Origin of the sequence: Candidatus Endomicrobiellum agilis, from assembly GCF_020328115.1 — a bacterium.
GTDB lineage: Bacteria > Elusimicrobiota > Endomicrobiia > Endomicrobiales > Endomicrobiaceae > Endomicrobiellum > Endomicrobiellum agilis.
In genome coordinates this window covers 170,172-189,106 of sequence record NZ_JAIXMW010000001.1, presented here as the reverse complement: position 1 = coordinate 189,106, position 18,935 = coordinate 170,172, and the positions used below count along the sequence as shown (strand labels likewise).

The 18,935-nt window shown below is 37.6% G+C and carries 20 protein-coding genes; all 20 read right to left on the bottom strand.

What is annotated here, in order from left to right:
• Nucleotides 1-925: 925 nt before the first annotated feature.
• Complete coding sequence (gene tyrS / locus LE179_RS00870; protein ID WP_374128488.1) at nt 926-2,236, bottom strand: tyrosine--tRNA ligase; 1,311 nt, start codon at nt 2,234-2,236, stop codon at nt 926-928.
• 73 nt (nt 2,237-2,309) lie between these two features.
• On the bottom strand, nt 2,310-3,272 hold the full coding sequence (locus LE179_RS00865) for an ATP-dependent 6-phosphofructokinase (protein WP_374128487.1): 963 nt from the start codon (nt 3,270-3,272) through the stop codon (nt 2,310-2,312).
• 60 nt (nt 3,273-3,332) lie between these two features.
• The gene (locus LE179_RS00860) at nt 3,333-4,376 is read right to left on the bottom strand and encodes an AI-2E family transporter (RefSeq protein ID WP_374128486.1); all 1,044 of its coding nucleotides are present in this window, start codon (nt 4,374-4,376) and stop codon (nt 3,333-3,335) included.
• An 80-nt stretch (nt 4,377-4,456) separates the two neighbouring features.
• The gene (locus LE179_RS00855) at nt 4,457-4,912 is read right to left on the bottom strand and encodes a Crp/Fnr family transcriptional regulator (protein WP_374128485.1); all 456 of its coding nucleotides are present in this window, start codon (nt 4,910-4,912) and stop codon (nt 4,457-4,459) included.
• Between the two features lie 540 nt (nt 4,913-5,452).
• The gene (locus LE179_RS00850; protein ID WP_374128484.1) at nt 5,453-5,698 is read right to left on the bottom strand and encodes a hypothetical protein; all 246 of its coding nucleotides are present in this window, start codon (nt 5,696-5,698) and stop codon (nt 5,453-5,455) included.
• Between the two features lie 33 nt (nt 5,699-5,731).
• Nucleotides 5,732-5,872 (bottom strand): hypothetical protein, encoded by a 141-nt coding sequence (locus LE179_RS00845; RefSeq protein ID WP_374128483.1) that lies wholly within the window; start codon nt 5,870-5,872, stop codon nt 5,732-5,734.
• A gap of 731 nt (nt 5,873-6,603) precedes the next feature.
• Nucleotides 6,604-7,008 carry an ExbD/TolR family protein gene (locus tag LE179_RS00840; protein ID WP_374128482.1) on the bottom strand — a complete coding sequence of 135 codons (405 nt, stop codon included), beginning with the start codon at nt 7,006-7,008 and terminating at the stop codon, nt 6,604-6,606.
• A complete protein-coding gene (locus tag LE179_RS00835; protein WP_374128481.1) occupies nt 6,999-7,637 on the bottom strand; it encodes a MotA/TolQ/ExbB proton channel family protein in 639 nt (212 codons plus the stop codon). The genes LE179_RS00840 and LE179_RS00835 overlap by 10 nt, the downstream gene beginning before the upstream one ends.
• Before the next feature lie 25 nt (nt 7,638-7,662).
• Nucleotides 7,663-8,952 carry a Tol-Pal system beta propeller repeat protein TolB gene (gene tolB, locus LE179_RS00830; protein ID WP_374128480.1) on the bottom strand — a complete coding sequence of 430 codons (1,290 nt, stop codon included), beginning with the start codon at nt 8,950-8,952 and terminating at the stop codon, nt 7,663-7,665.
• Between the two features lie 15 nt (nt 8,953-8,967).
• Nucleotides 8,968-9,744 (bottom strand): TonB family protein, encoded by a 777-nt coding sequence (locus LE179_RS00825; protein ID WP_374128479.1) that lies wholly within the window; start codon nt 9,742-9,744, stop codon nt 8,968-8,970.
• Nucleotides 9,744-10,424: a tol-pal system YbgF family protein gene (locus tag LE179_RS00820; RefSeq protein ID WP_374128478.1), complete on the bottom strand. Its 681-nt coding sequence runs from the start codon at nt 10,422-10,424 to the stop codon at nt 9,744-9,746. The genes LE179_RS00825 and LE179_RS00820 overlap by 1 nt, the downstream gene beginning before the upstream one ends.
• 6 nt (nt 10,425-10,430) lie before the next feature.
• On the bottom strand, nt 10,431-10,922 hold the full coding sequence (gene pal, locus LE179_RS00815; RefSeq protein WP_374128477.1) for a peptidoglycan-associated lipoprotein Pal: 492 nt from the start codon (nt 10,920-10,922) through the stop codon (nt 10,431-10,433).
• A 280-nt stretch (nt 10,923-11,202) separates the two neighbouring features.
• Nucleotides 11,203-12,171 (bottom strand): tRNA dihydrouridine synthase DusB, encoded by a 969-nt coding sequence (gene dusB / locus LE179_RS00810; protein WP_374128476.1) that lies wholly within the window; start codon nt 12,169-12,171, stop codon nt 11,203-11,205.
• 114 nt (nt 12,172-12,285) lie between these two features.
• Nucleotides 12,286-13,308 carry a tRNA (adenosine(37)-N6)-threonylcarbamoyltransferase complex transferase subunit TsaD gene (tsaD, locus tag LE179_RS00805; protein WP_374128475.1) on the bottom strand — a complete coding sequence of 341 codons (1,023 nt, stop codon included), beginning with the start codon at nt 13,306-13,308 and terminating at the stop codon, nt 12,286-12,288.
• 9 nt (nt 13,309-13,317) lie between these two features.
• The gene (locus LE179_RS00800) at nt 13,318-13,743 is read right to left on the bottom strand and encodes a hypothetical protein (protein WP_374128474.1); all 426 of its coding nucleotides are present in this window, start codon (nt 13,741-13,743) and stop codon (nt 13,318-13,320) included.
• Between the two features lie 32 nt (nt 13,744-13,775).
• Nucleotides 13,776-15,113 (bottom strand): S41 family peptidase, encoded by a 1,338-nt coding sequence (locus LE179_RS00795; protein WP_374128473.1) that lies wholly within the window; start codon nt 15,111-15,113, stop codon nt 13,776-13,778.
• A 121-nt stretch (nt 15,114-15,234) separates the two neighbouring features.
• Nucleotides 15,235-16,344, bottom strand: coding sequence for a murein hydrolase activator EnvC (locus LE179_RS00790; RefSeq protein ID WP_374128472.1), 1,110 nt, complete (start codon nt 16,342-16,344; stop codon nt 15,235-15,237).
• A 1-nt stretch (nt 16,345) separates the two neighbouring features.
• On the bottom strand, nt 16,346-17,083 hold the full coding sequence (locus LE179_RS00785) for a hypothetical protein (RefSeq protein ID WP_374128471.1): 738 nt from the start codon (nt 17,081-17,083) through the stop codon (nt 16,346-16,348).
• A 781-nt stretch (nt 17,084-17,864) separates the two neighbouring features.
• Nucleotides 17,865-18,161: a hypothetical protein gene (locus LE179_RS00780; protein ID WP_374128470.1), complete on the bottom strand. Its 297-nt coding sequence runs from the start codon at nt 18,159-18,161 to the stop codon at nt 17,865-17,867.
• Between the two features lie 90 nt (nt 18,162-18,251).
• Nucleotides 18,252-18,437, bottom strand: a complete 186-nt coding sequence (locus LE179_RS00775) for a hypothetical protein (RefSeq protein WP_374128469.1) — start codon at nt 18,435-18,437, stop codon at nt 18,252-18,254.
• Nucleotides 18,438-18,935 lie beyond the last annotated feature (498 nt).

Sequence of the window (18,935 nt, the reverse complement as noted above, 5' to 3'; positions counted from 1 at the left end):
GATTAGCTTTTGCATCACTACAATTCCCCGTTTAAAGCAGTTTCTCTTTTTTTTCTTTAAAGCCAATCGCGATATATATAACTATTCACTCATTTTTTGCCGCAAATCAAAATATAAAATTTCTTTTGTATGAATAACAACAGCAAGAATGTCGCCTATAACCGTCGTAAAGCAGCGCGTAGACACAGCGAAAAATCTCATTAGGCATCACTTTAGAATCCATCTCTGCTCATCGCAGTAAAATTTTATACGGTGGAGTATTCCGTGCGTTTATCAGCGGTTTTTAAAAGAAAATCTTACATACTAAAAGAAATCTGTGGAAGTACTTCCAGTTCCTACCTCGCTTTGCTTTCGGAAGCTTTTGAAATGGATTTCCCACAACATATTTTACACAACCACTAACGACAAAACTCCGCATAAATTTTCTTATATCAGTTTTAAGGCATTTTCAAGCAATCTGTTCTAAATCTTAAACTAAAACACTGTCCTCTACATCTAAACAAACGCATTCTAAAGAAAATTACCCGCTCTTTAATACGCTTTTGAAAAACAACTTTTATATAACCATTTGTAAAAAGAGAAACCCCTGCTACCATTAAAAATCACTCATACAAAGCCCGCAATTATGTTCTTTTGACAATATTCTTCAAATTTCTCTTTTGCACTTCTAAATTTTTCCAAACTTTTTTCATAATTATTTGCAAAACAAACTGCTAAGACAATACCCAAAAACATGACGCTGCCTTTCTTAACTTCACATTTTCCCCATTATGTTGCCACATAGGCAGAATGGACATTAAAATAAGCCCACCAACAAACCCCACAATGACTTAATTATAGCTTTTGCTAAAACAAAGAAGCACAGTAGAAGTTCCACATGTTTTCCATATTATAGTCTTCTTGCCGTTTGATAAGCGTCCCAAAATCATGGATTAGTAGAGGAGTCTTCCATATTTTCCATATTATAATCTTCTTGCCGTTCGACAGCGTCCAAAAATCGCGAATTAGTAAATCTTTCCTCGGCAGTTTTTTCAGTATAATATTTGTACGGACTAATCCATATTATCCTGCTAAATTTTCTTTTCCCCACTTGAAGAATAAACGAATTTTTACTTTCACTTTTAGGCTTATTAACCATAATATCTTCGTCTGCTCTTTGCAAATCTATCCTCACGCCGCCTTGTTTTATAAGCCGTCCCGCTTCTTTCTTGCTTAAAACCATACCGCTTTTAACAAGCAAATCGGATAACTTTATCCCGCCGTATTCCATATAATATTCATAATATTCTTCGATGTCGTCCGGAATATCTTTGCTTACGAAAATCTTATCAAATTCCATTTTCGCTCTCAAAGCTTTTGCTTTTCCGTGATATCTTTCTACAATCTCCTGAGCCAACGCAGATTTCGCCGCTTTGGGATGTATATTTTTAACGGCATTTAAATCTGCCGTCGTAAGAAGTTCGTAATATCTGTACATAAGCTCATCAGAAATTGACATTATCTTTCCGAACATATCCTTAGGCAAATCGTTTAAAGCTATGCAATTTTTATACGATTTTGACATTTTCTTAACGCCGTCGGTCCCTTCCAAAAGAGGCATGGTAATTATAACCTGGGCGTCTTTAATTCCATAACCTCTTTGTATTTCTCTTCCAAGAAGCAGATTGAATTTTTGATCGCCGCCTCCAAGTTCCACATCGGCATTTAAAGCGACAGAATCATACGCTTGAAGCAAAGGATAGAGAAATTCAACTATGCTTATAGAATTGTTTTCTTTATATCTTTTTTTAAAATCGTCTCTCACAAGCATCTGCGCTACCGTACTTTTAGCAGCAAGATTTAAAAGCCCGCTTACGCCGAGTTTTTTCAGCCATTTGCCATTATAGGCAATCTCCGTTTTTTCTTTACTAAGAATTTTAAATACCTGATTAGCATAGGTTTTCGTGTTTGTCTCTATCTGCTCATCTGTCATAATAGGACGCGTTTCGGATCTACCCGACGGATCGCCTATTCGCGCAGTAAAATCGCCGATTAAAAATACTATTTGGTGACCTAAATCTTGAAATGTTTTTAATTTATTTATAATAACAGTATGCCCTAAATGCAAATCTGGAGCAGTAGGATCAACACCCAGTTTTATTCTTAACTTTCTGCCGGAAGCAAGTTTTTTTTCAAGTTCTCTAGCAGAAATAATTTCATCCGTTCCGCGTTTAATTTTCTCCAACGCTTCGTTCATCTACTTTCCTTTTCAGGTTTTTCAGCGCTTTGCAGTTTTACCGCCGTGCTTTTGAGAATGACAAACAGTGATATTAAACCGATAAACTCCTCAATACTTTTACCGTCTGCACGTCAAATTTCTTTTCATATTTTACAGCTTTATGGATCGGTATCGCAGACACAGCGCCATCAGTTATTCCTACGAGGAGATTTGTTTTTCCCTTATGAAAAAGATCCATTGCGGTATATCCGAACTTCGAAGCAAGTATTCTCGTCCTTGCAGTAGGTCTTCCGCCGCGCTGTATATACCCGAGATTGCTTACCCTTACTTCTAAGCCCGTAAGTTTGCCCACCTTTTTTGCAAAATCGCCCGAAAGACCACAACCTTCGGCAAAAGCTATAATTTCAGATGTTTTTCCTTTGTCTTTTCCTTTCTTGAGTTCCGCAGCAAGTTTTTGCATATCAACTTTCATTTCCGGCACCACTATAAATTCGCAGCCGGCCGCAAGTCCGACATCAACGGTTAAAAACCCATGCTCCCTGCCCATAATTTCAACCACAAAAACTCTGTCGTGACTCTTAGCAGTGTCTCTTATCTTATCTATAGCTTCCACGGCAGTATTTAAAGCTGTGTCATAACCTATAGTCTCATCAGTACCGTATATGTCGTTATCAATAGACGCGGCAATATTTATAACTTTTACTCCATACTTTGACAAGACGTTGCCCGCCGCTAAAGAACCGTCTCCTCCTATAATTATCAAGCCTTCCAAACCAATCTCTTTTATCGCCTTAATAGCTCTGCCCATTCCGGTTTTTGTTTTTGTCTCAGGACACCTTCCAGTATGCAGCATTGTTCCGCCCATGTTTATTATGCCGCTTACCGATCGCAAAGTAAGCGTTACAAATTCGTCGTCAAGAAGCCCTTTAAATCCCCTCTTTATGCCTATCATCTGATATCCAAAAAAAATCCCTTGCCGCACGACGGCTCTGACGGCTGCATTCATTCCCGGCGCATCTCCACCTGAAGTTATAACACCTATTTTTTTTGCCATTGAATTCTCCTGATACAACGCATAATAAATAACCGGTATAAATTTACCTAAATACCTATCCTACACTTCCGCTCCGTTACATTTTTGTATGAACATTATAAAAATCATTTTAATTATTGCTATAACCGGAACAGCAAATATCATACCCAAAAAACCAAAGATCTGCCCGCCCGCCAGCATCGCAAAGACCATTGCAACAGGACCTAAATTTAACTTATATCCCACAACAAGAGGCTGTACTAAATTGTTATCTAAAAATTGTATTAATGCATACATAATAATTATTTTTACCGCTATCGCAAAAGTTTGAAACTGCACAACTCCCACCGCAAGAGCTAAAATTAGCCCCACAAAAGGACCTAGATAAGGAATTATATTCGCAAATCCTGCAATAGTTCCGATAATTAATGCAAAATTAACACCCAACACACTCAAAAATATTACGGACGCAATACCCACAAAAAAAGCCTCTATGAGCTGCCCGCGCACAAATCTTCCCAAAACAGCATCTACTTCATAAACAACGGAGAGAACCGTCTCAATATATTTTGACGGGAGAAAATTTAAAGTCGCATTTACGCTTTTATCTCCGCCAAGCAACATAAAAAAAACAAGCATCGGGATTAAAACTATAATTGAAAAAACCGAAAAAATATTCATAAGATACGCGGGCAACTGCTGCACTGTTGAGACTATAAAACTGTGGATTTTTTCAATGACCACACTTGAAATATTATAGCTTTTGATTACGGGGATAGTCATTTCAATTTTTGCTCTTATAGCGCCAAAATAATTTAAAAAATATTTGTAATAGTCCGAAGAGCTGGACTTAAATTTCTCAATTTCACTGATTAATAGAGGAATAAAAATTATCAAAAAAGCAGCAAGAGCAACAGCAAGAATAAATGCGATTACCGCAACTCCTACCCACCTCCTGTAACCGTAAGACTGTATTTTTACAATTAGCGGAGACATTAAATACGCGATAAATGCAGCTACGATAAAAGGAGCGAGAATCCCTCTTGCAAAATACAAAAACAAGCCAACTGCAAGAAAAATCATCACTATAATAACAAAAACTCTATTTTCTGATGATTCTGTCACCGTTTCCCCTATACATTATTTTTACGTCTGCTAATACTTCAAAAATCCTGCCTTTTTAGAATTACGGCAGCGGCTATTCTCTAAATCTCAGAATACTCAAGTCTTTTTGCAAATATTAACGCGAGGTTTTTCATTATCACCAACCCCGCTTTGCCGTTCGACGAGAACATATCGTCAAACTTTGCACGGTATATAAGATAGAGTTCGCTGTCTTTCAAAGTAACCGCGCTACAATTATGCTTATAGCTCCCGACTAAAGAAATCTCGCCGAAAAAATCTCCGGTTTCAACAAATTTGCCATCACTGCCGGCATTCAATCTGACATGCCCACTTTTAACTATGTAAACAACGTTCGCTTCCTGATGAACTTCATAAATTTTTTCCCCGGCAAGGTAAGTTTTCTTAAAAACAATCAACGCCACTTTCGCCAAATGCTTTTCTGAAAGATTCTTAAATAAAACAATCTTTTTCAAAAAAGCAATATCTTTTTTTAAAATACCATCGGTAAATAAAAACTTTAACAGTTTCTTTATCATTCGTTTTTTCCCTTCGCACTTTTCCCGATGTCCGCCATCTAAGAGGCATAAAAGCGTTGACAGTTGCACCTGTCAACTACACAGAATAAGCGCCATAATAAGTTCTTCCGCCACTTTCTCTATGCCGGCAACTCTAGAAAAAACGCATCTGCTTTTTCAATAAGATTTGCGGAAAATACCTTATAACTATTTTTTTACGAAATTATTTTTTTTCACCGTTTTCACACAAAAACTGCGGCTGGCAAAACAATAAGAAACACCGTAAAATAAACTCAACTTTTACAAACTGTCACTATTGCCATTAATTCTCCACAAAATAACACGTAATACACCAAACAGCGCCAAAATAGGCATTATCAAACTCATTATAATTTTGTTCGTATCGGCGCAACCGCTTTTACGATTAATAGAAATAAGCAGCAACTGACGCAAAAATCGCAGCCATGACAAACGGAAAATACTTTTTTATATAATTAAAAAATCTACTTGTAAAAATAAAAAATACAATTGCAATCCAAATCATAAGCGATATCGCGTACCTCAAATCTGCATTTTTATGTAATAATAAAAAGCGGCAAACGGTTCAAAAATAAACCTTAAAATTGATCTCGACTGTTCCTGTCTGCATAAAATTACTTGCATCTGCGGATTTTTTGCAAGCTGCTCCTGTATATTTTCCGAAACATTACCTTGAAAAACAGTCCAAACATCAGACATACATCCCCATCCATGCCAACCTGTAACACCAAACATCAAGAGATTGTTTTCTTTTGAAAAACCTATCATAGCTCTGCGGTCATTTTCGTTAAAATTTCTATATCAGCAGTTATATATTTCAAAACCGTCAATCCCAAAACCTTTGAGTTCCGCAAAAGTCTGCCTGCGACATTTCCGCCAGTGCGGCATAATAACAAGCATTTTGTTTTCACGCGCTTTTCTTATAATATCCGCAAGCGGCATACTTTTATAATCTCGCCCATCAAATTCTCTAGTCGCTAAGAGTAATCACGGATACTCTTTCTTCGGTCTGTATTTGCATTCCAGGATAAACCGTCTTATAAAATGTGACCCTTGGAAACGTTGCAAAGTCTCGTGTTTGATTATGTTCCATATTAGAGAAAACATCAAACACCTGACTTATGACTTAAATGTGCTTTTAAACTTACTCCAGCAGGAGCAACATTGTCATGTGAGCTTATTGTATGTAAATGAATGCCAACCGCGACACAACCTTTGCAAGAACCATCAGCAAATAGAATACATTGTTTAAAATTTGTTTCGGTTGTTTCCCATTGGCTAAACAATAGATTAACGCGGCGGCTGTAACCCATAAAACCCACGAAATCACGACCGGTTGATAAAGATCTCTGTTTAATATCAATATATAAAACGGCAAAAAATAAAAAAGTTCCGTAAAAAATCTTATTTTAGGTCATGTCAGAGAAAAATTGGGCGACTGCTGTCCCGCTATCAAATCATAAAGCGGCATCGACGAATAAAATATAAAGCTTGAACCCATAATTAGAAACAAACAAATCAACAGTAAGTTTGATGATCTCAACGCTTTCATTTACTGCACCACAATATCCAGTGTAAATATTGACAAACTATGAATTCATACGATCTGCATGACAGCAAACAATTTTAGTCTCTCTATAATGAACGGATAGACATCTCAGTTGTGTCCTACTTTAATTATTATTGTCAACCGCAAGAGCAAATTTGATTGCCCCTGCCTTTTTAGCTTTATCCATAAACTGTATTATGTAATCGTATTGAACTTCTTTGTCGCCCTTTATAACTACAGTTTTACTTGTATGCGAAGATACCATATCGCGAATCACACTTTCAACATTTGAATTATGTATTTGTTTTCCTTCAACATAAACATATCCATTTTTTGAAATCAAAACTTCTATATTTGAGGCATCCTCGCTATCGGATATTTGCGTTTTGGGAAGATTAACTTTTATGCTCGGCTGCATAAGCATAGGCGTGGTTATCATAAAAATAATAAGAAGCACAAGAACAACGTCGGTAAACGGCGTTATATTGATTTCCGACATAACAGCATTTCTCTTTCTGTTTAAAGCCATTTTTCTGTTTTTCCTTTCAGAGTGTCTTCAACTGCGGAAGAACAGTATTCCATATCTACAACAAATTTATCTATGAGTTTTGTAAAAAAGTTATAGGCGATAACCGCGGGAATTGCAACAAAAAGACCCGCTGCCGTCGCAATAAGTGCTTCTGAAACGCCGCCTATAACAACCGATATGCCACCTGAACCCATTTTTGAAATATCATGAAACGCTCTTATAATGCCTAAAACCGTTCCGAACAAGCCTATATAAACCGCAACGCTCCCCAGCGTCCCTAAAATAGTGGTAAACTGTTCAAGCTTTACGGTCTGAATCATTATCTCCCTTTCCATAGATTCGCCGATATTTCCTTCGTTTTCTTTAAAAGCAATTATGCCCGCTTTTGCAACCGGCGCCAGAGGAGAATCAACCGTATCGCAGAAATCAAGAACATCTTCAAATCTGTCCCTTTTAATTTTTTCCACCAGTCTATGCATAAATTGAGATCTTGTCACTTTTGACTTCGTCCAGAACTCAACCGACTTAAAACAAATGACTGTTATTGAAAGGATTGACGCGCCTAAAAGCACGAAAAGAGTCCAACCGCCCATATTAAGTATATCTATAAAATTTTTCCCCTCAAACATTTCTATCCTCTTGTATAAGAAATCTCTATCTAGTTAAAGTAGGAGACCATGACGGAGTATAAGATGTACCCGGAAGTTCCACAAGTTTTCTTATGCCCGATCCGTCGATAGCCATTATATAAATTTCGCCTTTACCCGATATATTTGAATAAAATGTGACAAATCTTCCGTCCGGCGACCATGTCGGATTTTCGTTGTTTCTATGATTATTTGTAAGTTTTGTTATTTTTGCGGTAGGCAAATCATAGACATACAAATCATAATTTCCTTTCGATTGCCTCATTGTAAAAACAATTTTATCGCCACGCGGAGACCACGAAGGAGAATCGCAGGAACCGCTTGTCGTAAGTCTTCTTATATTTCCACCGTCAACGCTCATTATATAGAGCTGTGGATAGCCGGGTCTGTCTGAAATAAACACTACTTCCTGTCCGTTAGGAGCGAAAGACGGACTCGTATCAATATATGAACCTTCGGTCATCCTCCGCAGTATTTCGCCGGACATATTTATAAGATACAAATTCGGATACCTGCCTCGCGATAAAGTCAGGAGTATTTTTTTACCGTCCGGAGAAAATGAACCGCTGGCATTTAATCCCTGATACTTCGAGATAATGCTGCGCCTGTTTTTGACAAGATCCAACACAAATAAATCAGGATTATTGTAGAGATAACTTGTATAAATTATCTGCTTTCCATCCGGTGACCATTTAGGAAGAATATTTATTTTATTGTCTTTAGTGAGCTTGCGCAGATTATATCCATCGTAATCAATAATATACAACTCTTTAAATCTTGTGCCCTCATTTACAAAAACTATTTTTGAACGCGCTATGCCGGTTTCGCCCGTAAATTTTCGCACAATTTCGTCGCTTATTTCATGAGACATATATCTGTAATTTAAAATTTCATTTTTGTACTTGCGCTTCCATATTGTTTCTCCGCTGGCAACGTCAAGCAAATTCGACTCAAGGACGAGTTTATCCCCGTCAATAGACACGGAAGCCGTAAGAAGAACCGACGCTCCTTTCTTTTCCCACGAAAACAGTCTCTCTTTTAAAGTGTTCTCCGTATTCTTAGGTATATCTTGCACTATATTGAAATATCTGGAAAAAATGAGATCGTTTTCTATTATTTCTTTTAAGAGTTTTGCATATTTTACGGTGTCGTCTTTTCCATCCGCGGCGACAAAATATTCTATGGCAATATCAGATCTTTTCCCCGTCGCGGAAAGAGAAAGATAAACATCAACTTGAGCATAGACCGCCACAGCGGAAAACAAAACAGCGAGAACAAAGAAAAAAATTTTTTTCATTATTATTTTAATATTTTAATTTCTGTATTTAAATTCAAAAAAAACACCCAGAGAATCGTCCTTATAACCATCGGGCAAATCAGGAAAAGGCGACGCGCGACGTATCGTGTCTAAAACATACTTATCATATTCGCTGTTCCCAGAAGATTCTCTAACAGAAATATCAAACGCCGTGCCATCTCTTCGTATTTTAAAATATACAAGCACTCTGAACTTTTCGTAACTTTTAGACCGTCTCAAACAACTTGTTATTTTCCTTACTATTTGCCCTTTGTAATAAGAATATTTAAAATCCCGAACATCAAAAGAAAGTCCTTCATATTGCGAGCCTGTCCCGGCAGGCAGTCCGTCAGAATCCGGTGCTTGAAAAGTTTCAACATTGCTGTTATTTCCTGAGGACAGCGCCTTTTCAACTTTTTTTTCTTCAACAGGCTTCGCGGACTGCTCGTCTGATTTTTTTGCGTCAGTTTTGATTTGAGGTTCCAATTTTCCTTCGAATTCTCGACTATCTATGTTCTCTTCTGACAACTTTTTTTTCCTTACGACAACATCTTCTTTTGCGTCGCTGTTTCTTATCCGCTCCCGCACGGGGAGAGCGGCTTCTCCCTCTTTTCTTTCAAAAACCCTAGCCGGCGATTGCTCTGCTTTCCGCTGAGACGGGGAATAAAAAGAAACTTCTACGGGGGCGGACAGAAAAACAGGCTTTTCCTTACCGTGAAACAAAAAATACACCGTCATGTGCAAAAATATTGAAATTATTAAATAAGGTAATAGATCATCTCTTTTGAGCATTATTTATTATTACGTATTTTGATCTTCTCTTTTGCCGTTAAAGATTCCGGACTTTGCGGAAAATCTTTCAGTATTGACGAAAAGACGTCTGCCGCTTCATCATTTTTACCAAGCATCTCACAGCACAAAGCCGATTTAAGCCTCGCAGACGGCACCAAATTCGATTTACTATAATGCTGTTCTACTTTTCTGTATTCTTCAAAAGCTTTTTCCCACATACTCGTCGAATAAAAACATTCGCCCATATAAAACTGAGACTGCGGCGCAAGTTCGGCATGAGGATATTTATCTACAAACGACTGAAACCCCGAATACGCAAGGTCAAATTTCCCCATTGAGTAATCGCTATAAGCGTTCTGATAAAGAGACGAAGGCATAACGCTGTGGCTATTTTTTAACTTTTCGCTTGAAACAATTTTAAAATCATGTATCGTCTGTTTCAATATAGAATTTTTACTTTGTAAATCCTGTATCGAAGCGTTAAGAGCGTCAAGCATTACACAAGTCGAATCAACTTTTGCATATAAATCGGCATGATCTTGCCAAAGCTCCCTGTATTGTATCTGCAATTGCGACATTTCGCCCCTTAAGTCCGTAATTACATTCGAATTCAATGGAACACATCCGACGGTAAGCGCCGCAAATACAAAATATATCAACAAAAATCCGTATCGTTTCATTTGTTCTTATCTCGTCAGCGGTCTTGTTTCCGCTCTTCTGTTTTTTGCCCAAGCCGATTCGTTATCCACTAAATCAACAGGCTTTTCCCGTCCGTATGAAGTTGTCGCAATTCTGTTAGCCGCAACTCCAAGCTGCGTATAATACTCCTTAACTTTTAAAGCTCTGCGCTGTCCTAATGACAAGTTGTATTCGGTAGTACCTCTTCCGTCAGTATGACCTTCAAGAACAACTTTTATGTCAGAATTGCTCGTCAAATAAGCCGCATTTTCTTTTAAAGTTTCCATAGAATCTTTTGTCAAATCGCTTTTGTCAAAATCAAAATACACGGTTTTAAGATTTATATCTTTATTAGAATCGACTCTTACTGACGGCTCGTCGGTAAAAGCAACCGTTTCTAATTCTAAGCTGTCTGTATCGTCGCGCTTTATATCCTGTTTTTTACAGCCTGCTGTAAAAATAAATATAGCAGCTAGAGCTGGCAATAAAAACTTTTTCATTTAAAAGCTCTCCTGTTTTTATGTTCAGCTTATCAATTGCCGATTATTCTACATATTATTATGCTTTTTTGTCAATAAAAATACGCTTACAGACTAAAGCATGAAAGACAACGGAATAACCAAGCGGTATTTGTGTTTACTTAAGCTTCCGTTATGTAGAGGGGAACTTCAACGGTCTTTTTTTTCCCAGTCGGAATAAATTATTCTTCTTTTGGTATTTAAGCTCTGTATTTAACGCGTCCGCCGCAATGGAGTTTCTGAAAAAGCCGCATCGGCGCATCTAAATAAGCTTTATCAATTCATTAAAGTCTGATAACGTAACTACTTTTTTATTAAACATGTCGCGTATTTTTGCGGCATTCGGCAGATCTTTAATATAATAGTGGACAACTTTTCTCATAACGATAAATCCTTTTTTCTCACCGTAATGTTCCGCAGAATACTGAGCGTGTTTCTTTAACCATTCCATCTTTTCTTCTTTTAACGGCAGAGACAGCTTTTTGCCCTCGTTAAAAAACTCTTTAAGCCTTTTAAATATTGAATAATTACCTAAAGCGCCGCGCCCTATCATAATTCCCGCGCAATTAGGCAGCTGCAAAAAATCCGCCGCCGTTTTTTCATCGACAATACCGCCGTTTGCAACAACGGGAATATTCGCGTTGTAACAGGCAGCGGCAAACGATTTTAAATCTGGGGACCCTGAGTGTCCCTGCGAAGCAGACCTTGCGTGTATCGCAACCATCTTTATTCCGCAGTTTTGCGCTATTTTAACAATTTCTGGTGCCATATTCTGGCTTGGCAGAAGACCCGTGCGAATTTTAATTGTAACGGGTATGTCAACGCTTCTCACAACAGATTCTAAAATTTCAGAAACAAGTTTTTCATTGGTGAGAAGTTCCGCGCCTGCACCGGCTTTCGCTATTTTCTTCGCAGGACATCCAAGATTAATATCTATAATATCGGCGCCTTCGTCTCTTACAACTTTTGACGCTTCCGACACACTGTAAGCATCGCCGCCAAAAATCTGCGCTGCAACAGGTCTTTCGTTATCTGCTATTTTAAGAAGTTTTTTTGTTTTTTCATCGCCGCGGGCAAGCGCTTTCGCCGACATCATTTCCGTATAGACAAGGCCGGCTCCGCCGCTTTTTGCAAGGCAACGCAAAGGCAAGTCTGTTATTCCCGCCATAGGAGCAAGAATGATATTATTGTCAAGCTCGATATCTCCTATATTTATTTTTTTTATTTTCATCTCATTAAACATACTGTTTTCTAAGCGACTATTACTTACAACGACTTATAAATTTTAAGCGGAACAAGCAGAAAATAAGCCGTCTCTTTAAAATTTGCATCTTAAAGCTTAGAATCACCAGTTTTCAAATGAAAGAGAAGGGTTAGGCTTGAGTTGAATATCGCTATATTTTAAACCGCATTTTTTTTGTTTGAAATACGCGGCACAGCCGATCATCGCGGCATTATCGGTAGAATAAATAAGCGACGGAATAAAAACTTTTATCTTATTTTTTCGACCGGCTTCCAAAAAGAGTTTTCTTATGAGGGAGTTTGCGCTCACTCCGCCGCCCAAGACAATCTGTTTTAAGCCGAACCTTTCGGCAGCTTCAAAAGATTTAAAGCAAAGCGTTTCTGCAACAGCCTGCCTAAAAGAAGCGCAGATGTCGCTTAAATGCCTTTTGTTTTTAACGGGATTTGCTTTGAGATAGTTCAAAAGAGCCGTTTTAATTCCCGAAAAAGAAAAATCCCAGCTTCCTTTTAAGTAAGGTCTTGTAAATCTGATTGTTTGAGAATTTCCGTCTTCCGCCATTTTATCTATGGCAGGTCCGCCCGGATAAGACAGTCCGAGCATTTTAGCAGCTTTGTCAAACGCTTCACCGGCGGCATCGTCTCTCGTTCTCCCCAATACCCTGTACTTGCCAAAATTCTTCACTGTGACAAGTTCTGTATGTCCGCCTGATATTATTACGCCTAAAAACGGCGGTTTTACAGACTTATTTTCAATAAGCGAAGAGTAGAGATGTCCCTCTAAATGATTTACCGGTATTAAAGGTTTTTTATAAACGCAAGCAAGCGATTTTGCGGCAACCGCTCCGACGAGCAAAGCGCCTGCAAGACCGGGTCCCGCGGTAAAAGCCACAGCGTCTATTTTTTGAGAAAAATCAACAAAATCTATACCCGCATCGTTTAAAGCCCGGCATATTACGGGATTAATATTTTCTATATGCGCACGGCTTGCAAGCTCAGGAACAACACCGAAAAATTCAGCATGTATTTTTACCTGAGAAGAAATTACAATTGACATTACTTCCGACCCATTCGCAACAACCGACGCGGAAGTTTCGTCGCATGAAGTTTCTATCGCAAGCATATTCATATTCTGCAGTTAACCCCTTGAAGGTTCCTTTGAATTAACAAAAGTTATGTTGGAATAATTCTTACCCGGCAAATAAAACTTATATGTTACCGAGCCGTCGTCATTATCCGTCCTGCTCAAACCCATTTTCATAGAGCTAGCAATACTTCTAAAAATCTTCTCAAAAGACTTAACGGTTTCGCCGGACTTAAGTTTTATTACCTTATAAAACTCATTCCACACAGCTGTTTTTATATCTCTTTCTTTTATATGCTGACTTATGATATCGTTTTTAATAACGCCGTTTGCAATCAAAACTTTCATTATCCTTCTATCAAGCATTGTTGCCGTACATACCTTATGCTTATGTGCGGGCTGCGCAGAAAACCACATTCCTACGCCGCAGAAAAACAGCGCTATTATATACATTTTAATCCATATACTTTCTTTTTTCACCTTATGCGCCACAGTGTCCCTCTAATGAAATGTCATTTTTTATTTTTATCTGTTCTGCTCCTTTCAACAATTTGTACATTATTTAGAGCCGTTGAAGATTTTATCATTTCGGCAACTTTACCTTCTTTTATAATCTTCAAAGCTTGATTAAAAACATTGTCTTCAACTTTATCTTTCCGCGCGGTAGTCAGTTTACGATTTTTATCCTCTGTAAAAATTATCTCTTTCCACTGCTCATAAAGTCTGGCTTTTTCTTCAGCAGTGACATTAACCTCTATATCAGGAGTTATGCCTCCTTTGGCATTCTCGCAATTGGAACAGTCTATTCCACGCCCCGAGGGAAGATAATATCTCGCAACTGTAAGACGCAAGCCCGCGCCGCCCGACAAAGGGATAACTTTCTGAACACTTCCCTTTCCAAACGTATTGTTTCCTATTATTAAAGCCCTTCTAAAATCCTGCATTGCCCCTGATATCATTTCGGAAACAGAAGCCGAACATTCGTTTACAAGTATAACAAGCGGAATATCAGAAAACTCTCCGTCGCCGGCTGTAAAACACTCTTCTTTAATTTCTCCATCTCTGCCTTTTATGGTGAAAACAAGCATTTTATCTTTTATAAACATGTTGATTGTGTTTAAAGCAGAATCTAAAACGCCGCCGGAATTATTTCTCAAATCCAAAATTAAAGCCCGCATCCCCCGCTTTTTGTAATTAACAAGCGTTTTTTTGATATCGCCGACGCTTTGAGCGTTAAAGCTGGTAATTCTTATATACGCTATACCGCCGTCAAGCAGAGTTGCTATCACAGTCTCGATTTTTATCTTTTCCTTTATAAGATTAAATTCAATTTCACCCGAAACATTGCTTCTTAAAATTGTGATTTTAATTTTTTCCCCTGCTTTGCCCCGAAGTAAGGTTAAAAGTTTGTCTTCGTCAACGTCTATTACAGATTTATCGTTAATTTTTATTATTCTGTCTTTAGGTAGAATACCGGCTTTATATGCACAAGTTCCGGGTATGGGCGACGTGACAATTGTAGAATTGTCTCTAAACGCAACGACAACTCCCACACCAGTGTAAACGCCTTTATTTTCATCTTCCTGTTCCTTATAAACTTCTTTTCCTATATACTGCGAAAACGGATCCAATTTAGCGACGACGCCTTCAATAGCGCCGGTAGCTAAATCTTTAGGATCTGTCGTGTAAATATACTCTATATCTATTAATTCCATAATTTCTATCATCAATTTAAGTTTATCATACGTTTCATCATTTCCAGCAAAAATGTTCGCGCTGCAAAGAAATAAAAACGCAGTGATTAAAGCAGTTTTTTTTCTCAATTTCATTATCATTATCTCCGCTGGCATCAGAGTCTGCCGCCAAAAAGACAATTTTTTACCATATTCGAAATGGTGGTTTATATACTATTAAGTTAGGACTTTCAGTATTACAATCCTGAAAAAAGATGGGGAGCAATGGCGACGGTCATCATTTAGCTTGAAGCCACAGCAGCGGATCGTCCGGAACATTATCATGCCTTATTTCAAAATACAAAACACTATTGGCGCCGTTGTCAAGTTCTGCAATGACTGAGCTTTTTGAAACTTTTTGTTCTTCTTTAACAAATATTTTGCCTAAAAGACCGTAAACGCTAAAATTTGAATTTCCATGGTCTATTATAACAACTTTTCCATAAGAACGAAACTGTCCGGCAAAAACTACGATTCCAGATTCAACGCTTTTTACCTTGCTGAAATCAGCGGCAGCTATTTTTATCCCATTGTTTATGACATAAGTATCAAGCTCAGGATGCTTATTTTTGCCAAAATTGGCAATAATTTTCCCGTTTACAGGCCATAAAAGCGAGTTTTTTCTTTGAGGAGACACTGCTACCGTCTGCTTTTTTCTATTTCCCGCATTTATTTTATTTATCAAATCCTGCAGCGCTTCTGCGCTCTTATTTAAAGCTTTTATCTCCTTTTCTGCGACAAGTCTTTTGCCAGACGTAGTCTTTAAAAGTTCATTTTTCTCTTTGAGCATATTTTTGTGCTGCAATGTAAGTTCACTCTCTTCCCGCTGTAAAATTAAAAGATTTTTTTTTGATTTTTCCCATCTTCTTGCGTTCGCCGCAGAAACTGCCGCCGTTTTCTTCTCTTTTTCAAAATTCTCTTTCTTACATTCCAAAGATTTGCGCCTTATTTTATACTCCGACGGATTCTGTTCATAAGAAAACATAAAAGTCATTTTATTAAAAAGTTTTACTTCGTTAAGCACCACCTGACTCCAGACGGCGCTTTTCGAAGAAGCGACTTTATACATTTTTGAAAAATTTTCAAGATTATGTTGAGCGATTTTTATATCCGCCGAGAATTTCGCAAGCTTTTTTTCAGCTTTTTTTATATTATCATTAAGAAACCTTAACTCTCTTTTAAAAACTCTTTCTTGAAGCATAAGTTTATTTTTTTCCTGCTCTTTTTCTTTTATGGATTTTTTAACTTCAGCAAGTTTTTTTGATTGCGATTTAACGTCTTCGACCTGTCCAGACACCGGTACAAAAGAACAAAACAGTAAAAAAATCAAAATAAATGCTTTTTTCATATCAACTCAATATGACTCCAAGAACGGCAATAAAAGACATTATTGACAACGCCGCCGTCTTATCAATTAATAAAGGATACTGCGTATAAACGCAAACAATCCATAAAACAAGGAAACCAAACGACGAAGACAACAGATAAGAAAAAACATTTGCGGCAAGTTTCTTTGCATTCAGCTCCTGCTCCATAAAGAGAAATGCGCATTTAAAAACAAACAAAGTAAAAATAACAGCTGCAAAAATAAGAAATATTTTACGGTAAAACGACAATAAATCTTCGATTTTTAAATAATGCTCAAAAACCGATATGTCAAACACTATCTCATCAACGCCAGAAATACTTTCTAAAGCAGCTCTCATCTTTGAAAGAAAATTTTTATCCGGCACGGATTTCGGAGCAACCACCGCATACGACTGAATTGACTTAGCGATATCCGACACAGAAATATCTTTTAAGAACGGATTTTTTTCGACAGCTTTCGCGTATGCCTGAGACGAGTTTACATATTCTTTTACCGATACCAAACCCGTCGCTTCAATTTCATCTTTTACAACTGCATCGTCCTTAGAGTTCTTGTCAAAAAAGATGACTACATTAAGATTTCTCAACAATGACCCGGCATAATCTTTAATCCGGCAATAATGGCTTGAAACCAAAATGCAAAATGCACACAAAAATGCCAGAGCAGCAAGTTTCAATATCTTAGACGCTGTCTTTACTGTAAATCTACCGACTTTCATATTCGCTCCGTAAAAAATATTTTCATTAAGCAAAAGAAATCTTTTACGGCGTCACTTCACAGGTATCCCGTGTTTCGGGTTTTGCCATGCCGACGCCAGTTTTATATAATATAAAATTTTAATAGAAACTTAACCTTGACTTTAATCTACCCCGACGATTTACAACAATATCCTTATTTCACATGTGCGCGTTTTAATATTAGATTTAAGAGGTTCCTTTTTCTCGACTTTTCCTCTATCCTTTTATGCTGAACGTATTTCGCCGGCGCTATTCTATCCTATTAGGAGGTAGAGAAAGATAAGCTATTTAATTTTGCTGTTAGAGGGCATTACTCACATCGCATACCACATACATCCGCATTAACATTCAGCCGCTCTCTCATCGTAAAAAATTACTTACAAAGACTTACCGTGCAAATTTATAGGCGACACAACCAAAAAATCAGACGTAATTTTAAAGCCAGCTCGTTAAGCAAACCGCCAGCCAGCGACGCATTTAGTTTTAAAACTAAACGATGCATATATAACAGCCGCCAAATCATACAAATAAGCAATGCACACGCAAAATAAAACCGCTATAGAACCAAAATAATGCAAAATATCGCGATTTTAGGGTTTTGAATCACGCGGCGGCTGCGCATCACGAACATAAATGAACGAAGTATATGTGTAAGCGCAGAAATCTTGTATGACGACCGCCTCTGCTTTCTACAGGATAACTCCTTCATTCTTTATGGTCTGTTGCCGTTAAAAGAAAAGCAGCTGCAAAAGACTTCTACTTCTAAGAAAAAGACTTAGCGGCTTTAACGTCGTTGTCTTTAAGTCTATTTGTCTTGAAAGAAAGACGCGGCTTCCCAAAAGAAAAGACAACCAGACTTAACGGATTTGCCTTTGCCGCGCCTCTTCCGTTAAGCAGGAGCTGCCTGTCCAAACAGGCAACTGCCCATTTAAATCCATAAAAAGATATAAGAGGCTTTTTTTTCGAGGGAGTTGCTTGCGTTTTACCAATAGTTGAGAACAATTCTGGCTGTTGATTGTTATCTTTCTTTGTTGATTGTTCTGATACTTGTTGAAGCATTATCCGCCGTTGTTAATTGCTCTGGTATTTTGACAATTTTCCATATAATTTTTATGTTTATGCAGAGATTTCGGAAGACCTTCAATTCTCTTACATTTTCGCCTGATATTGGTTTCTTCCCTTTTTTGCCATATTCCCGCCACACAAGCCTGCGTTTTGAAGGTTGTTTAACGCTTTTTCAAACGGCTCGATGATTTTCCTATATGTACTTTTAGTTTTTGGCTTCATCACTCCATCATAACTCGGCAAATCCGCAGCTTCCAGCAGGCTTTTCATGTTAATGAGAAACTCGTTTGGATTTTGATTTGGATTTTTATCTTTTGCGTTTCGCTTTATGTTTTGAAGAATTGTGTCTTGGTGGATTTGAGTTTTATATATAAGTCGAGCTTCAAGAGTGGATTTTGTAGCGAAAAAGTATTCAGATAACGGTATGCGGGTATTTTAGTAGGTGTTCAATTAAAACCTCGTCAAAAATCAACTCAATCTGCCCATTGCTAAATATTGTTCTACTTTTTTCCTCAACCGATTCATAAGAAATTTTAGGCAAGTTATTATATCTGTTTTAGGTATATAGATAAATTTTCATATTTTGACTCTCCGTCTGTAGAGACGCGAAAATGCTCGACAACATAAAAAACTTCCGTTAAAACAACTTCGTTAGTTAAAACGCTACACCAACAATTATTTTGAAAAAAACCAATAATATTAATCAAAGACTGAAGCACGATCTAGCAAGAATATAAAATGCTCAATCCTTTAGAAAAAGAAGAAATA

Excerpts from the sequence above, each read along its gene's own strand:
- tyrS (WP_374128488.1), bottom strand. The coding sequence starts at position 2,236 with ATGAACGAAGCGTTGGAGAAAATTAAACGCGGAACGGATGAAATTATT.
- LE179_RS00865 (WP_374128487.1), bottom strand. The coding sequence starts at position 3,272 with ATGGCAAAAAAAATAGGTGTTATAACTTCAGGTGGAGATGCGCCGGGA.
- LE179_RS00855 (WP_374128485.1), bottom strand. The coding sequence starts at position 4,912 with ATGATAAAGAAACTGTTAAAGTTTTTATTTACCGATGGTATTTTAAAA.
- LE179_RS00850 (WP_374128484.1), bottom strand. The coding sequence starts at position 5,698 with ATGATAGGTTTTTCAAAAGAAAACAATCTCTTGATGTTTGGTGTTACA.
- LE179_RS00845 (WP_374128483.1), bottom strand. The coding sequence starts at position 5,872 with ATGCCGCTTGCGGATATTATAAGAAAAGCGCGTGAAAACAAAATGCTT.
- LE179_RS00840 (WP_374128482.1), bottom strand. The coding sequence starts at position 7,008 with ATGGCTTTAAACAGAAAGAGAAATGCTGTTATGTCGGAAATCAATATA.
- LE179_RS00835 (WP_374128481.1), bottom strand. The coding sequence starts at position 7,637 with ATGTTTGAGGGGAAAAATTTTATAGATATACTTAATATGGGCGGTTGG.
- tolB (WP_374128480.1), bottom strand. The coding sequence starts at position 8,952 with ATGAAAAAAATTTTTTTCTTTGTTCTCGCTGTTTTGTTTTCCGCTGTG.
- LE179_RS00825 (WP_374128479.1), bottom strand. The coding sequence starts at position 9,744 with ATGCTCAAAAGAGATGATCTATTACCTTATTTAATAATTTCAATATTT.
- LE179_RS00820 (WP_374128478.1), bottom strand. The coding sequence starts at position 10,424 with ATGAAACGATACGGATTTTTGTTGATATATTTTGTATTTGCGGCGCTT.
- pal (WP_374128477.1), bottom strand. The coding sequence starts at position 10,922 with ATGAAAAAGTTTTTATTGCCAGCTCTAGCTGCTATATTTATTTTTACA.
- dusB (WP_374128476.1), bottom strand. The coding sequence starts at position 12,171 with ATGAAAATAAAAAAAATAAATATAGGAGATATCGAGCTTGACAATAAT.
- tsaD (WP_374128475.1), bottom strand. The coding sequence starts at position 13,308 with ATGAATATGCTTGCGATAGAAACTTCATGCGACGAAACTTCCGCGTCG.
- LE179_RS00795 (WP_374128473.1), bottom strand. The coding sequence starts at position 15,113 with ATGCCAGCGGAGATAATGATAATGAAATTGAGAAAAAAAACTGCTTTA.
- LE179_RS00790 (WP_374128472.1), bottom strand. The coding sequence starts at position 16,344 with ATGAAAAAAGCATTTATTTTGATTTTTTTACTGTTTTGTTCTTTTGTA.
- LE179_RS00785 (WP_374128471.1), bottom strand. The coding sequence starts at position 17,083 with ATGAAAGTCGGTAGATTTACAGTAAAGACAGCGTCTAAGATATTGAAA.
- LE179_RS00780 (WP_374128470.1), bottom strand. The coding sequence starts at position 18,161 with ATGCTTCAACAAGTATCAGAACAATCAACAAAGAAAGATAACAATCAA.
- LE179_RS00775 (WP_374128469.1), bottom strand. The coding sequence starts at position 18,437 with ATGAAAAGCCTGCTGGAAGCTGCGGATTTGCCGAGTTATGATGGAGTG.